Raw genomic sequence first — 14,824 nt, 5'->3', positions numbered from 1 at the left:
TAGTCAGACGCTACTAGATAAATTGCGATATTTGCAAGTTGTACTCGGTCGCTATGGCTCAATCAGTCATTGGAGCTATGATTTACTGCCAGAAACTCTTGTTGCCTAGAATATGAAGTTTTGTGTTTAGATTCAACACTTCTGGATGGCAGGGATTGCAAAAATCGATTTTTCTTGATAGTTTCGTCAGAGCAGCAAAATACACTATCAAGCAATCATGAGTCAGCATGGTTTTTTGTCTTCTTAAAGCAATCAGTATTGAATCTGAATTTCAAGAAGCCAAAAACCGGGGGGAATGCAAACTGATTCACGAGGTTGATCCACTTAGTGTTGCAATTTCCCTCTTTATTGGTTGCGGAGCAAAAGTTCATGATTGCGCGCAAAAATTCACCCCAGTATGTAACTGACTTGGAAGAAATTTATGGTGGCCCCACTCAGTCGCTTCTTGGCAGCGCTGTTTTCTATGAGGTTTTGAAGCCCGAAGATGACCTCAGCTACGTAGCGCTGAAGAAGTACAAGTATTTTGTGGGTAAGCACTGGAGTAAGGCTTATCGGGATGCATGGAAGATGGTCTATGGACGATCAATAGATGCACCGCGAGCAATTATTTCAGAGCTACGATCATTAAATGACTTCCAGGCTGAACTCTCTGCTTCTCTGATTTTGGACAACATCGATGATGCAGAGGCAGGTCAACGGGCCCTGGTTGCCGCTTTTGATGACCCAAAGACCATCGAACTGACAATTCACAAGATGGGCGATGGAGAAGCAATTTCAGGATTGGTCATTTCTGGCCGCCACGCCAACGGAGAAGCAACATTTTTGGTTTCTATCGGTGATTAGTCATCGTCAATTGGTGCTCAGATTGGGCCCAGCGTTTAGGGTCTAGCCCACGATCAATTCAATGACGATTAGCCCGATCGACTCTCAAGGGTTCGATCGGGTTTTTGGGTCTGAAAACTTGCCTTTCAATGCATGGCAGCGGGGATGCGATCGAGCCAGGCGGTCATCACTTGGGGATTGCTGGCGAAATGCAAATGTACATAGCTGCCCAAGACGGAACCGACGCAATAGCCTTCCGTGAGTCGATCGCCCCGAGAGGTCAAGAGGTCATAGCATTGAGCGATCGCCCCGGCCGCTTCGGGGTTTGCCACTTCCGAGTAGTGAAACCGATGGCCACGAATGGTTTCTCCTGAGGGCAAAGGGCCGCCAGGAGCGATCGTCGCTTCCACGTAACCCAGCTTGGGGCGGCGGGTCATTTGGATTTGCAGCGGTAATAAACCCAAGAGCGATCGCCCCGTGCCATCGGCCAGGGTCAGGCGATCGCACAGATAGATAAAACCGCCACATTCTCCATAGATTGGTTTGCCGGCCGCGGCCATTTGGCGAATGGCCGTTAAACAATCGGTGTTGTTAGCAAGCTGATCCAGGTATAGCTCCGGGTAGCCACCCCCCAAATAGAGCGCGTCACAATCGGCGGGCGGCCGATCGAGCAAGGGCGAAAATTCCGCCAACTCCGCCCCTCGATCGCGCAGAAAATCTAAATTGGCTTCGTAATAAAAACAAAAGGCCCGATCGCGTGCGATCCCGATTTTGCGGGGCGATCGACGACTGACAGCAACTGGGGCGATCGGCGCGCGTGGTTCAGGCTTCGGGGTTGGTTGCTCCCGTTGCAACCGTTGCCAGAGCTGATCCAAGTCCAGATGGGCTTCCAGCAAATCCGCCAGCCGATCGATATATTCCTCCCCCAACTGATCCTCATCGGCCATTTTGAGTCCCAAGTGGCGGCGATCAATCAATGCGGCCTCATCCCGGGGCACACCGCCCAAAATGTGCATCCGCACGCGATCGCGAGCAGCCCCCGCAATCCGATCCAAATGTGCTCCGCTGCCCACCCGGTTGCAAATTGCACCCAAAAACCGCAAATCCGGGTCAAAGGTTTCATAGCCCCAGATCAGGGCCGCCCCGCTACGCGACAGGCCCCGACCATCCAACACCAACACCACAGGCGCGTTCAACCACTTGGCCAGCTCGGCCGTGCTGCCCGCCTCTTGGTCGCCATAACCATCAAACAACCCCATGGCTCCTTCAATCACCGCCACATCGGCTCCGGCCACGGCGCGATCGAACAGCGCTTGGTTTGTTGCCTTAGGCAGCATCCAACCATCCAAATTATGGGACGGGCGACCCGTGGCCCGGCGGTGATGGCCCGGGTCAATGAAATCGGGCCCCACTTTGAACGGCTGCACCACCCATCCGCGCCGTGTCCAGGCTCGCATCAGGGCGATCGCCACTGAAGTTTTGCCCACTCCGCTGTGGGTTCCCGCCACCACTACCGTTGGAATCATGCTGCGATTGCACTCAAGGAATACGTTAACGGGGCCAGATTGCGCTTAAATTGCCTAGCAGCTTGCTCCCCATGGCCATGACCCTTCCCACAGCGCCCGCCTTACCGAACCCGATCGACCTTTGGCAGTCAACCCTGCAATGGCAGCCCGACACAACCACCCAAGCCCAATTTCAGCGGCTCTATGAGGCGATCTTGGCGGGTAACCAGCGGATGAATTTAACCCGCATTACGGAACCATTGGACTTTTGGGAAAAGCATCTTTGGGATTCGCTGCGGGGTCTATTTTCACCGATTTTGCAACCGGTACTGGCCCAGCGGGCCTCGCAAGCCATCACCGTGGCCGATTTGGGAACCGGGGGCGGCTTTCCAGGGCTGCCGGGCGCGATCGCCTTTCCAGAATGGCAATGGTTGCTGATGGATAGCACGCGCAAAAAGATTCAGTTTGTGGCGGAGGCGATCGCGGAATTGGAGTTGGGCAATGTACAAACCGCGTGCGATCGAGCAGAGCAGTTCGTGCGGCGACCGGGCCCCAAACCCAATTTTCACCTGGTGACCTTGCGGGCCGTGGGTGCAGCGGATCTTTGCGCCAGCTACGCCCTGCCAATGTTGGCCCCGCGAGGTGTTGCGATTTTGTACCGAGGTCGCTGGAGCGCAGAGGAGGAAGCCAGCCTGCAAGAGCCCCTCAGCCATTGGGGCGCAGAAATTTTGGGTGTAGATGCCTTTAAAACCCCAATTACTGGGGGCGATCGCCACTGCATCTATTTGCAAAAAATTGACTAGTTTCCCGCACCCGATCGCCCATCAGTTTGTGGAAAAGCAGCTAACGGGCGATCGGGTAACTTGCCCCAAAAACATGAAACCCCGATCACCACTAGAAACAGACATGATCATCATTTAAAAATCACCGCAAAGTCATAACAACAAAGCACTCATTCTTCAAAATTTCAGCATCAATACCTAGGGACTCTTCGGCGTAATAGCCGGAGTTGACAAGGTGTTAATAGGCTTAGGAACGTCCGACAGTTGACCAGGATTAAAGCCCAGTTGAATCAAACTAATCGACATTAACTTTTTGTCAACATAATGAATGAATGATTCTGGTTTTTCCTCAACACCGCGCGTGTTTTGCCGGGTTGCCAAATAACTCAGCAGCTCATTTCTGAGGCTCAAGCAAGATAAATAGATGGCGTGGCTATTTTTGATGTTTTCTTCTTGCTTAAAAGTCAAAGACAAATTACCGTAAAAAAGAACCACCCCCGAAGAAACCACAAAAATATTGATGACAGCATTATTGACTTCGCCCCAACCTTCTTTACTAATAAAAAATAGACAAATAACAGCGATCGCCCCCAACGTACACATCATCGCCAGCGAAATATAATACTGCTTATAGAAAAAGCCCATAATTGAAGCATTGCGATCAATCAAGACTTCAACATCCTGAAGCTGAAAAATTAATCTTGATTTCACAGAGGGCTTCGGCTTTAGCCATGCTGTTTGTAAAGCAATTTGTTCCTTAGTGAGCTTTTGGGGTGCAGTAATCCATTTTTGCTCCCATTGGCTACTCACGAGCAACAAAACATAATAAGCAATCCCAACCAAGCTCAAAAGCACCAGAACCAAAACAATATGGCCCAGGAATGTGGGCTGGCGCTTTTGGCCATTCATGATCGCCCAAGCAAGCCAACTAGGAATTTGGGGGGAAACAGGCTCTTCCATGTCCAAAAACTTTAGCCTCTTTATTGGCTAGGGATCAAGGTAGATGGGTTGTTCCATCGCCTCTTCCCAGGTCAACGGTGGGGCGATCGGGAAGGTCTCCAGCGCTAACCCGGTCTCACCATAGGCCTCATCACGCGCATCGGCATAGGCTGCTTGGATTGCGTCCGGGAGCTGAGATTTGAGAGCTGATTGCTCAAGAGCAACGAAGAAGCAACTACAGTACGAATTTGATATATTGATAGCAACATCATCAAAGAATTCACAGTTAGTTATTACTATGGGTCTAAAATCTAAGCGAACTTCTCCCATTTTTTTGAATGTGGAATCTAACAGCTCCCTGGAGCAAAATCATGCTTCTGTGCATCCTCGCAGCCGTCGTAAAATTGCCTTTGGCTGGTATGGCGGTAAGTTTTCCCACTTAGATTGGCTCTTACCTCTTTTACCCCCATGTCATCATTACTGCGAACCCTTTTCCGGATCGGGGGCTGTTTTGCTGAATCGGGAACCATCTCCCGTTGAAACGTACAACGATATTGATGGTGAAGTTGTCAATTTCTTTCGAGTCTTACGAGATCATTCAGAGAAATTAATCCGATTGATCGCCCTTACGCCCTTTTCCCGGGAAGAATATTACCAGGCAATCTATGACGATTTAGATAGTCTAGATGATATTGAGCGTGCCCGCCGGTTTTATATTCGCGCTCGGCAAACCAGAACCGGTTTAGCACAAACAGCCTCCTTAGGACGATGGGCAAATTGTAAAGACACCAGCCGATCGGGGATGTCCGGGGTTGTGTCTCGATGGCTGGGCGGTGTCGAAGCATTGGATGCGATCGCCCTCCGTCTCTTGCGAGTACAGATTGAAAACCGGCCCGCTCTAGATGTCATTCGTCTCTACGATGGCCCCAACACATTCTTTTACTGCGATCCGCCCTATTTGCACGAAACCCGAGGTGACACCAAATCCTATGGTTTTGAAATGACTGAGCAAGAACACCAAGAGTTGGCCCTCACTCTAAATCAATGTCAGGGAATGGTTGCTGTTTCGGGATACGATCATCCAGTTATGGAAGATCTATTTCCCCAATCAAAATGGCAAAAGATTCTTGGCCCGCAAAAAACAATTCATTCCACTAAAGATACACGCCAAGAAATTTTGTGGATTAATTATTCATTACCTCAATCTCAATCAGATTCTGATTCTGTTCAGCGAGAGCTATTCTGATGACACCGGATCAAATTCTTGGACAAATTTACCAATCAGCACTCATCGCAGGTAATCGTTCCTTAATTCAGGACTCTAGGCTGGTAGAGCATATCAACCGAGTTTGTCAATGTACGAGCAACCGTTCAGGCGTAAGGTTCTTGATGGCTTGTCTGTTGGGTAAACTTGATCGTCCCGAGGTCGATCCCCGAAAGCCATACACTAAAATTGGCGGCTCTGATAGCTTTTCTGGTCGCAGGTACGACGAAGACTATTTGACACCATTTATCAATCAACATCAATTACCTGTCAATTCAACAACTGCATTTCTTACTCCTACTTTCCGAAACCATGATCAGCCCTTGACTACGGATCGCGAATTAGTAGGCAGGCCGGTTGAGCTATATCGCTCAGTCCTTATTCTTTTGGAAGATGTGGCAGAAAGTCGTATTTCTGCTGAAGACTTATTGGCTGAAATTGTGAGAGTTCTTCTAGAGATTCGTGATGAACAATTACACCGAATTAACTCATTATTGTCTAGCCTAGAGCGATCGCAGGGATCTTTACCCTTATCGACAGAAGCTATTATTAAACTCATCACGCAGCATTTAGCTTGCAAAAACTCTAGTCGCTTACCAGTGCTCATTGTGGCGGCTGCTTATCAAGCAGCAAAACACCATCTGGGAGAAAAAATCTTGTCGCTACAAGCTCACAATGCTGCCGACCTACAGACCGGATCGCTGGGCGATATCGAGATCACTTTACAAGATGATTCTGCCGTTATCACAGCTTATGAAATGAAAATGCGTGCAGTTACCAAAACTGATATTGACTCTGCAATTTCCAAGATCTTGAAGGAAGGTCAAACCGTGCAGAACTATATTTTTATTACAACTGAGCCGATTGACCAACAGACTATGGATTATGCGGCAACTTGGTATGAGAAAACAGATGGTGTAGAAATTGCTGTTTTGGACTGCTTGAATTTTTTACGACATTTTTTACATTTATTTCATCGAATTCGCCAGAATTATTTAGATGCTTACCAAGAATTGGTTTTGAACGAGCCCAATTCAGCGGTTAGCCAAGCTCTTAAGGAAGCTTTCTTAGCACTTCGCCAAGCAGCAGAAAGTGACGACTAGTTTCTACGAATGACTCTAGACCAACAAAAATCCCCCAGCCGGGGCCGGGGGAACATCGTCAGGGTACATCTACCTGCCCATTACTAGCGATCGCCCAAAGTATGATCTGGAAACATTGCCCTGATTGTTAGATTCAGTTTTGGGGCAATTAATATTTCCGTTATCCGTCCGCTAAATGAGAGTTTAATTAGATTTCACAGCGGGTGTTTGTTGGTGCAGAGACCATGAATTCCGATCGCTGCTACGATCGCCCCTAACAAAGCCCAAACACCATCCGCAAAAAGATTAATTCGATGAATATTTTGTCGGGCTTCTGCGATGAATAATTGAGGCAAGTCTCTGGAGGTTTCCGCCAATTTAGCAAAGTTGGCGTAGGCCCTTTGTAACAGATCCCAATCTACCAGCGCGTAATACATACAAATCATGAAGCACAGACCACCCGTTGCAACCAGAGACAGGAGTAGTAATCGCTTAAAAGATCGTCGGAAGTTCATAAAATCAAAGGTATTGCTCCAGCGTATAGTGCTTTACAGTCTAAAAACTTTAGCCTCTTTATTGGCTAGTAAAGCAAACAAAAATCCCCCAGCCGGGGCCGGGGGAACATCGTCAGGGTGCATCTACCTGACCATTACTAGCGATCGCCCCGTGCTCAATCCGGAAGGTTCTTGCATTCCCGGCCGGAATAGCGACAATGGCATCGAGATCGATCGCCCCTTTGCCACCCCATGCCCGCCCCCGCTGACTTGGCCCGCCGCGCTGACCAACTGCGCCAAAAACTCCAGGAAGCCAGCTACGCCTACTATGTGCTGGACAATCCCGTGATGGAAGACGCGGTGTACGATCGCCTCTACCGGGAACTGGAGCAACTGGAAACTCAATATCCCGAGCTGGTTTCGCCCGACAGCCCCACCCAGCGCGTGGGCGATCGCCCGGCCGAGCGGTTCCAAACGGTGCAACACGCGATCGCCCTCTACAGCTTGGAAAATGCCTTTGATTTGGCGGAGTTGCGGGCTTGGGAGGATCGCTGGCAAAAGGTGGCCGGAACCGGGGAGCGATCGCCCGTTTTGGAGGAACTGCCCCTATTTCAGGCGGCGAACCCAGCTCGCTATGTGTGCGAACTGAAGATTGATGGCTCGGCGATCGCCCTCACCTATGAAGCGGGGCTGCTGGTGCGCGGGGCCACGCGGGGCGATGGGATCGCGGGCGAGGAGATTACCCAAAATATCAAGACGATTCGATCGATCCCGTTGCGGTTGAATACAGCCAATCCGCCGGCCCGGTTGGAGATTCGCGGGGAGGCGTTTTTGCCCCTCAGCAGCTTTGAGCAGATCAATCGCGATCGGGCGGCGGCGGGTGAGGCCCTGTTTGCAAATCCCCGAAATGCGGCGGCGGGCACGTTGCGCCAACTGGATTCGCGGATTGTGGCGGAACGGAAGCTGGACTTTTTTGCCTACACGCTCCAATGGCCGGAGGAGCTGGACTGGCCCGATCGCCCCCGCAGCCATTGGGAGTCGCTGGAACAGTTGGCGGCTTGGGGTTTTCGGGTGAATCCCAACCGCGATCGCTGCGCTGACCTGGCGGCCGTTTGGGACTATTGCCAACGGTGGGATCAAGCGCGGCACGACTTGCCCTACATGACCGATGGGGCGGTGATTAAGCTCGATGATTTGGCCCTGCAAACGGCGGTGGGCTTCACCAACAAATTTCCGCGCTGGGCGATCGCCTACAAATACCCGGCGGAGGAAGCGCCCTCGCAGTTGCTGGCGGTGACGTTCCAGGTGGGGCGGACGGGGGCGATTACCCCGGTGGCGGAGCTGGAGCCGGTGCAGTTGGCGGGAACCACCGTGGCTCGGGCGACGCTGCACAACCGCGATCGACTGCTGGAGTTGGATTTGCACCTGGGCGACACGGTGGTGATTCGCAAGGCGGGGGAAATTATTCCCGAGGTGTTGCGGGTGTTGCTGGAGCTGCGGCCCGACGGCGCGACGCGGGTGCAAATGCCCAGACATTGCCCGGCCTGTGGTGAGGCGGTGGTGCAACCGGTGGATGAAGCCGTGACGCGCTGCATTAATACCTCTTGTCCAGCGATCGTCCGGGGCAGCCTGCGCCATTGGGCGAGCCGCGATGCGTTGGATATTGACGGGTTGGGGGAAAAGTTGGTGGAACAGTTGAGCGAGGCGGGCTTGGTCAAGTCCGTGGCAGATTTGTACGGGCTGACGATCGCGCCGTTGCTGACCCTGGAGCGGATGGGGCAAAAGTCGGCGGAGAAGCTGGTGAGCGCGATCGCCCGATCAACCGGTCAGCCCTGGGCGCGGGTGCTGTATGGCCTAGGGATTCGGCATATCGGATCGAGCAATGCCAAGCTGCTGGCGGCTCAGTTTCGATCGGTGGAAGCCCTGGCCACGGCCACCGAAGAGGAATTGACGGCGGTGAACGGGATTGGGTTGGAAATTGCCAAGTCGATTCGCGAATGGTTTGGCTCGGCGGCGAATCGATCGCTGGTCGATCGACTGCGATCGGCGGGGTTGTCCTTGGCGACTGCTGACCCGGATCCGGATCAGGCGATCGCCCAGCCAACCAACGCGGCCATCAGCGGTAAGACCTTTGTGCTGACCGGAACTCTCCCCACCCTGACTCGTCCAGAAGCGAAGGAGCTAATCGAGCGATCGGGTGGCAAAGTCACCGGCTCCGTCAGCAAAAAAACCGATTACGTGGTGGTAGGCGACGAGGCCGGCTCCAAACTGGACAAAGCGCAATCCCTGGGATTGGTCTGTATTTCAGAAGCTGAGTTGCTAGAATTGCTGGCAATGGCTTAGTCCAACATTTCAAGCTTTAACTGCCCCAGACCACCGCACCAGACCAGCGCACCAGACCAGGGGCTTAAGCCCCTTGCCCCCGGCGATTGCTGTGGCCCCTGACTCCCCAAACGTCTTCGTCCGATTCTCTCCCCAGGCTTTGTTTATGAAGGTCGATCAACGTCCCCCCAGCGCTCAGCCCACCCAAGCTCCCCAGCCGATCGCCCCGTCGCGGCAACCGGGGTTATGGCGGCAACTCAGCAATAATTTCGCCCTGATGGCGACCGGGGGACTGGTGGCAATCGTGGCCACGTCGGCGGCGGGGATTGGCAACTGGGGCAAGGGGATTAGCGACTTTGTGGCGGCTCCCTTCAACACACCGCAGCCACCGGCCAAGGCCGATGTGCGATCGCTGACGATCGACCAAATTCGCGGGGCCAGCGAACTGACGACCACGGTGTTTTCGATGGAGGCGATCGTCCCGGCCCAGCGCGATCGGGTGTTGGGGCAATTCGTGGTGGGTTCCACCAAGCTGCTCTACATCGCCTATGGGGAAATCAGCGCCGGGATTGACTTCAACAAACTGAAACCGGAAGACGTGCGCCAAGGAGCCGATGGCAAGCTAGAAATTCGGTTACCGGCCCCGGAAATTCTCGATCGCAAAATCGATGTGGGTCGATCGCGCGTCTATGACTACGATCGGGGCTTTTTGGGTCTCGGCCCCGACTCGGGCCCCGAACTGATGGCCCGGGCCCAAGAGGCAGCGCTCGATCGGGTCACGGAATCCGCCTGCCAACGGGGCTTGCTCAATGAGGCCAACAAACGCGCTGTGATGGTGGTCAGCCAAATGTTGGCCCCGACCCAAGCGGGCTTGCCCAAAGGAGCCAAGCCAGTGACGATCATTCCCCAGGAGCCGGATCCCGCCGCCTGCCCGATCGCCAAACCCATTAACCCACCGGCGATCAACCCACCAGCGACCAATCCCCCGGCCACCAACCCCAACGGGGCCGCCGACCAGCCCGCCGCTCCGGCCCAATCCTAGTAGCGCGACAAGCTTGTTCTAGGCAATCAATTCGACTGTTCCTGTTACCTAATCGTTAGGCAGCAAGGGGCTTAAGCCCCTTGTTTCTGTAACTGACTCCGCAACTTTGACCCACCGAATTAAGCCTGTCGCACTACTAGGGGAGGTCTGATTGGAAGAACAAGCGATCTACAAAATTTGGAGGGATTTTAGCCAGGGTCCAGTTTGGGATTGAAATTGCTCCCAAGAGGTTTTCAGAAGCTGCAAATTTTCTGCATCACTCTCAACGGTTTCGCCGTTTTTCTGCAGCTTTAGCCCCATCCGTTTGTAGGTTTCAAAGGCTAATTCGGGGCCCGGTGTTTTGCGCCACATGGACTCTAAAAACAACAGAATTGTTTGATCAACCGCAATGCCACTGCCAACCAACGGCGCGGCCAATAGTTGAATTTTGTTTTCCGTGAGGGCACGCCGAGCAATCGCCCGGTTGAACCGATGACAGGTTTCGCGGGTTGCTTTGACGGCAGCTTGGGGAACCACGGGCATCGCCCACCCCCCATCCACCGCGATCGCCAAGGAAAGGTGCAAGTCGCGCCAAGCCAGTTTGGGTAATTGTTGAGCCAGCTCGGCCATAGTGTGGGGGCGATCGCTCAAGCTAGCAATGATGGTTTTGAAGGGTTCCGCATCCAGGTGCACCGTTGCCACCGGGCAGGGATATTCCTTGGGGATTTGGGGCGATCGCAGCGTGAGGGCGAAGGTTTGCTGATCCAAGCGATCGCGCTGGGCCAAAGAGGCGAGGGGCACGGTTCCGCGCCCAAAAATATCCCGTCGAAATGATTGGTTGGTATAAACGTCCCGCAAGGTTTCCCGCAGCACGGGATCCTCAATGGTTTGCAGGGTTTGCAACTGGTTAGGCTGCAATCGAAAGTGTTCCATTTGGTCGCCCAAGTGGGCCGAAACCAAAAAGCTGGCCTTGGCTTCATCCAGCAGTTCCACCACTTCTCGATGGAACAGCGGGTTGAAGTGACGATTGCAATATTCATGCACCAAGTAGTTACGAGACATGGTGGAAATTTGCTGGAGCCGATCGAGCGCGGCTGGCTGAGATTTGAAATAAATCGCCTCCTGTTCAGCAATGGCTTTGGCAAAATTCAGAGCCAAATCAAATCGTTTGGTAATTTGCCCCGATTGGGAGAGCACCTGCGCTTGAATTAGCTCTCGCATTCCCAAAAATGCAGACCAACCGGGCATGGCGTTGTAGCTGAGATAAACTACGCCACCAACTTTTAGTTTTTTGCGAATAAAGTTAACGATTTGCTGTCGGTTTTCGGGCGAAATCCAAGAAAAAACGCCATGGAGCGTGATGAAATCAAAGTCCGGCAATTCTGCCCGATCGGCAAAATCCTGGAAAGAGTCATCAAAAAAATGGATGTTTTTGAGGCCAATTTCGCGGGCTAAGGTTTGGGCATGAACAATGTGGCTGGGATTGAAATCCGTGGCATAAAAATCCCCTTGCGGATTGGCAGCCGCCAGCAAATTGGTGGTGTTGCCCTGTCCGCAGCCCAGTTCACAGTAGGTGAAGGCGCGATCGAGCGGGGGAGCCTGAAGCCCCTTGCACAACAACACGTAATTGAGGTGTGTGGGGGCTAATTCCCGATAAAACCCATGGGTGTAGTCCACTTCGGCCACATAGCCCTCTGTCCAACTTTGCATAGTCGCCTACTTCATCTACACAGTAACCAACAGCGATCGGGGGGCTGCTTCCCAACAGTTGGGTTGCGGGGCCCACTTCCTATCCCTGGCCATCCTCAAAGCAGCCCGCAATTCCGGACAATTACACCGGTTACAAACGGTTCGATCACCCAGTGATCTCAACCAGTGATCTCAACCAGCGATCTCAACTAGTAATCCCAACCAGCGATCTCAACTAGCGATCTCAATTAATAATCCACCGGGCAAATCTTCGACCGTCCTGAATGCATCACCGCGTCATTAATCACCACGTCATCACCAGGGCGATCGACCTGAAGTTAGCGATCGGGTTCTGGCGGCAACACGGCCACCCGCATAAACCGCAACCCATTGGCCCCCTGGAGCGATTCCACCTCGCCGCTCTCACGCTTGGAGCCAATCATGCCCTCGCGTTCCAAGTAGCGTAAATATTCCTGATATTCGTGGCCCTCATCCTCCGTGGCATAGACCACCGTGAGGCAGCCGGGCTGGGTAATTCGTTCTCCTGTGATCGCATCGCGGGCCTTGTCGATCCGCTTTTTGACAATTTCATAGCGCGTGTCGCGGGTTCCTCGCACATCAAACAGCTTCTCAGTGTTTTCATCATGCAGAATATCCACTGTGGAACCCTGCACCAACACCAGATGCGTCAAGCGTAATTGGTCACTAAGGGTGCGCTCAATTTCAAAACCCATCCGCGCACAGGCACAGACGGCCCGCAGTTGCTCGTACCGCAGACTGCGGAGGTGGAAGCTGGTGAAGTCGGGATAGATGGAGCTACCGGCATAGATCATGTGATCAATGCCGTCGGTGGATTCAATGTCGCAGTAGTGGGGGGCGATCGACTGCATTTTGCTTTGGCAGCGATCCCAGGTTTCCCGCATCCGCCGATTAATTTCGCTCACCAAGTGGTCATATTCAGCGCGGGCTTCGTAGACGGCCCCGTGGGGATTGTCGCAAGCTTGGCGATAGGCGGTGACGGCGGCGGCGGTGGCTGGATCCAGCCCTGCCAGATAATCCAAGTCGTCTTCAATGTTTTCCCGCAGGTATTGGGCCCCGCGCACTTCCGCTTCCACGGTCACGCCGCCTTCAAGGTTGTGGATATATTCCTGCAAGTCCAAGCGCAGTTGCCGCAACAGGGGCAGGTCTTTGGCCGCGCAAGCACAATCGAGAATGGCCAGGGCTTGCCGAAACTGGGACAGCAAATCCGTTTGAATGGCTCGATCGCGCGCGAGGGATGAACCGCGAATGTCGGAGATGCCATAGAGCGGATAAACATTTTCAAAGGCGATCGGTTGGGGTGGCAGGCCCCAACTGCGCCGCTCTGCCTCCTGCAAAAATTTCCATTCCACGGCCGGGTGGATGTTGCTGAAGTGGGACTGGCCGGCCTGGCGCAAGGCCACGGCCAAGGAAGGTTGCAGCAGTTCCGCTCGATTGATGTCCAACAGGTCAAAGTTATCGGGCAGACGACTGGCCACCCCCACTAACCCCATCAACAAGGGGGGACGATCGCCCGCCTTATCCCGCAGCAACAGGGGAATCAACAGCAGCGATCGGGCCCCGCGATCACGCAAATCCTGTTCGAGGGGGGTGACGGCCTGGGTGGCCAAATCCCGAACGATCGTCACCCGCTCCAACTGCATGGCCGCCAAGCAGGGCGACTCGCGCAAGTCCCCCAGGTCATAGCCTCGGACGGTGCGCAGCCGTGCCTCATTCCCCAGGGTTAATTGCAGCCGATCGCCATCGGTGCGCAACACAAAGGTGGCATCACCGGAAAAGAGCGATCGCATGGATTGCCCCACTTCCCGGAATTTTTCCGGCTGCAAGATGGAATGGCCATTCAGCAACAGGCGACCCAACCGGCGTAATTGCTCCCGCGCGGTCACATCCCACCCTTCCAACAACAGTTGCCCCTTGAATTGGCACCATTCCAACTGAAACGCGCTTTCAAAGGAGGGCAAGGAAGTGGAGGCTTCCATGAGGGTTTGCACATCGGGGGCGATCGACTCGAACACCAAGGCCCCCGGCCGCATCCACAATTCCAACCAGCGATCGGCCACTTGCACCAACTTCGGCGCATTCAGCAACCGCCGAATTCGGCTGTCCTTGGGGTGGCGATCGAGCAACAGACGGTAGGCCACCTGTCGCCGCAGCCAATCGCGCAAAACTTCGGCCTCTAATCCTGGCAACAAATCCGCGAGCGATCGGCCAACGGCCACCAAACCCCGCACCGACTCCTGGCGACCGGCTAGCTTCACCGCCTGACAAAATGCCGCATTGGCCATGTCCACTTCAAAGCTGTCCGGCTGCACCACCGCAAGCAACACTTGGCTATGGGTCACAACATCCACCATCGTTTCGCTGGCAGTCGATAACAGGCGCTCAATGGGGAAATTCTGATCAATGGCGGAGTCGGTGGCGGAATCAATGGCAGCAGCATCGGTCGTGGTGCTGCCTAAGTCCGCAGGGGGTTGCACTTCGATCGGCAGAATGGATTGGCCCGCCTCAAGGATTCTGAGGGTGGTTGCTGAAGGGGTACTGGATTCTGACATTGTTGATTAACCCTAACTCTCCGAAACATCCCCGACAAATAAACGGTTTTGAAAGACTGGGTTAAGGACGGCCAAGACCGAATCAACTGAATAATGGAACCAACGGGACTGATCAACATGCTGGGGCAAGGGGCGCTGCTGTGGAAACCCGGCCCGCGTTCGCCCATTGGCCAAGAACGTTGCCTCAGTCACCGAATTGACTGATCTCGGTTAATGAATCGCCGATCGCGGGTGGCTAATCATGAGTCGCCCATCTCAAGTCGCCCATCTCAATCACCAATCGCCGATCGTCAACTCATCCATGAACCGTGAT

Annotated in this window: 12 protein-coding genes; 6 read left to right on the top strand and 6 right to left on the bottom strand. The window is 53.6% G+C overall.

The features are described from left to right. Positions 1-369 precede the first annotated feature (369 nt). Positions 370-843, top strand: coding sequence for a hypothetical protein (locus AMR42_RS04140; protein ID WP_099532198.1), 474 nt, complete (start codon positions 370-372; stop codon positions 841-843). Positions 844-968: 125 nt separating this feature from the next. On the opposite strand, the gene AMR42_RS04135 is transcribed toward AMR42_RS04140, so the two are convergent. Continuing rightward, positions 969-2,348: a cobyrinate a,c-diamide synthase gene (locus tag AMR42_RS04135; RefSeq protein ID WP_099532197.1), complete on the bottom strand. Its 1,380-nt coding sequence runs from the start codon at positions 2,346-2,348 to the stop codon at positions 969-971. Between the two features lie 77 nt (positions 2,349-2,425). Here AMR42_RS04135 and rsmG point away from each other — a divergent pair, with 77 nt between their 5' ends. Next, positions 2,426-3,130 (top strand): 16S rRNA (guanine(527)-N(7))-methyltransferase RsmG, encoded by a 705-nt coding sequence (gene rsmG, locus AMR42_RS04130; protein ID WP_099532208.1) that lies wholly within the window; start codon positions 2,426-2,428, stop codon positions 3,128-3,130. Positions 3,131-3,307: 177 nt separating this feature from the next. Here rsmG and AMR42_RS04125 read toward each other — a convergent pair whose 3' ends face one another. Together AMR42_RS04125 and AMR42_RS04120 are read right to left on the bottom strand one after the other, a co-directional pair. Beyond that, positions 3,308-4,069 (bottom strand): hypothetical protein, encoded by a 762-nt coding sequence (locus tag AMR42_RS04125; RefSeq protein WP_099532196.1) that lies wholly within the window; start codon positions 4,067-4,069, stop codon positions 3,308-3,310. A 27-nt stretch (positions 4,070-4,096) separates the two neighbouring features. Further along, a complete protein-coding gene (locus tag AMR42_RS04120; protein WP_099532207.1) occupies positions 4,097-4,378 on the bottom strand; it encodes a DUF29 family protein in 282 nt (93 codons plus the stop codon). 49 nt (positions 4,379-4,427) lie between these two features. Between AMR42_RS04120 and AMR42_RS04115 the strand changes: the two genes are divergently transcribed. After that, positions 4,428-5,294, top strand: a complete 867-nt coding sequence (locus tag AMR42_RS04115; protein WP_234406585.1) for a DNA adenine methylase — start codon at positions 4,428-4,430, stop codon at positions 5,292-5,294. Continuing rightward, positions 5,294-6,415, top strand: a complete 1,122-nt coding sequence (locus tag AMR42_RS04110) for a restriction endonuclease, SacI family (protein WP_099532194.1) — start codon at positions 5,294-5,296, stop codon at positions 6,413-6,415. The genes AMR42_RS04115 and AMR42_RS04110 overlap by 1 nt, the downstream gene beginning before the upstream one ends. Before the next feature lie 194 nt (positions 6,416-6,609). Here the strand turns inward: AMR42_RS04110 and AMR42_RS04105 are convergent, their stop codons facing one another. Next, positions 6,610-6,831, bottom strand: coding sequence for a hypothetical protein (locus AMR42_RS04105; RefSeq protein ID WP_199858079.1), 222 nt, complete (start codon positions 6,829-6,831; stop codon positions 6,610-6,612). Between the two features lie 309 nt (positions 6,832-7,140). On the opposite strand from AMR42_RS04105, the gene ligA reads away from it, so the two are divergent. Both ligA and AMR42_RS04095 read left to right on the top strand, forming a co-directional pair. Next, a complete protein-coding gene (ligA, locus tag AMR42_RS04100; RefSeq protein WP_099532192.1) occupies positions 7,141-9,231 on the top strand; it encodes an NAD-dependent DNA ligase LigA in 2,091 nt (696 codons plus the stop codon). 145 nt (positions 9,232-9,376) lie between these two features. Next, complete coding sequence (locus AMR42_RS04095; RefSeq protein ID WP_099532191.1) at positions 9,377-10,252, top strand: DUF4230 domain-containing protein; 876 nt, start codon at positions 9,377-9,379, stop codon at positions 10,250-10,252. Between the two features lie 168 nt (positions 10,253-10,420). Here AMR42_RS04095 and AMR42_RS04090 read toward each other — a convergent pair whose 3' ends face one another. Together AMR42_RS04090 and AMR42_RS04085 are read right to left on the bottom strand one after the other, a co-directional pair. Continuing rightward, the gene (locus AMR42_RS04090; RefSeq protein WP_099532190.1) at positions 10,421-11,941 is read right to left on the bottom strand and encodes a methyltransferase regulatory domain-containing protein; all 1,521 of its coding nucleotides are present in this window, start codon (positions 11,939-11,941) and stop codon (positions 10,421-10,423) included. 317 nt (positions 11,942-12,258) lie between these two features. Further along, positions 12,259-14,511 (bottom strand): histidine kinase, encoded by a 2,253-nt coding sequence (locus AMR42_RS04085; RefSeq protein ID WP_099532189.1) that lies wholly within the window; start codon positions 14,509-14,511, stop codon positions 12,259-12,261. Positions 14,512-14,824: the final 313 nt, after the last annotated feature.

The organism is Limnothrix sp. PR1529 (genome assembly GCF_002742025.1).
Lineage (GTDB): Bacteria > Cyanobacteriota > Cyanobacteriia > CACIAM-69d > CACIAM-69d > CACIAM-69d.
This window is presented reverse-complemented; position numbering and strand designations above follow the sequence as displayed.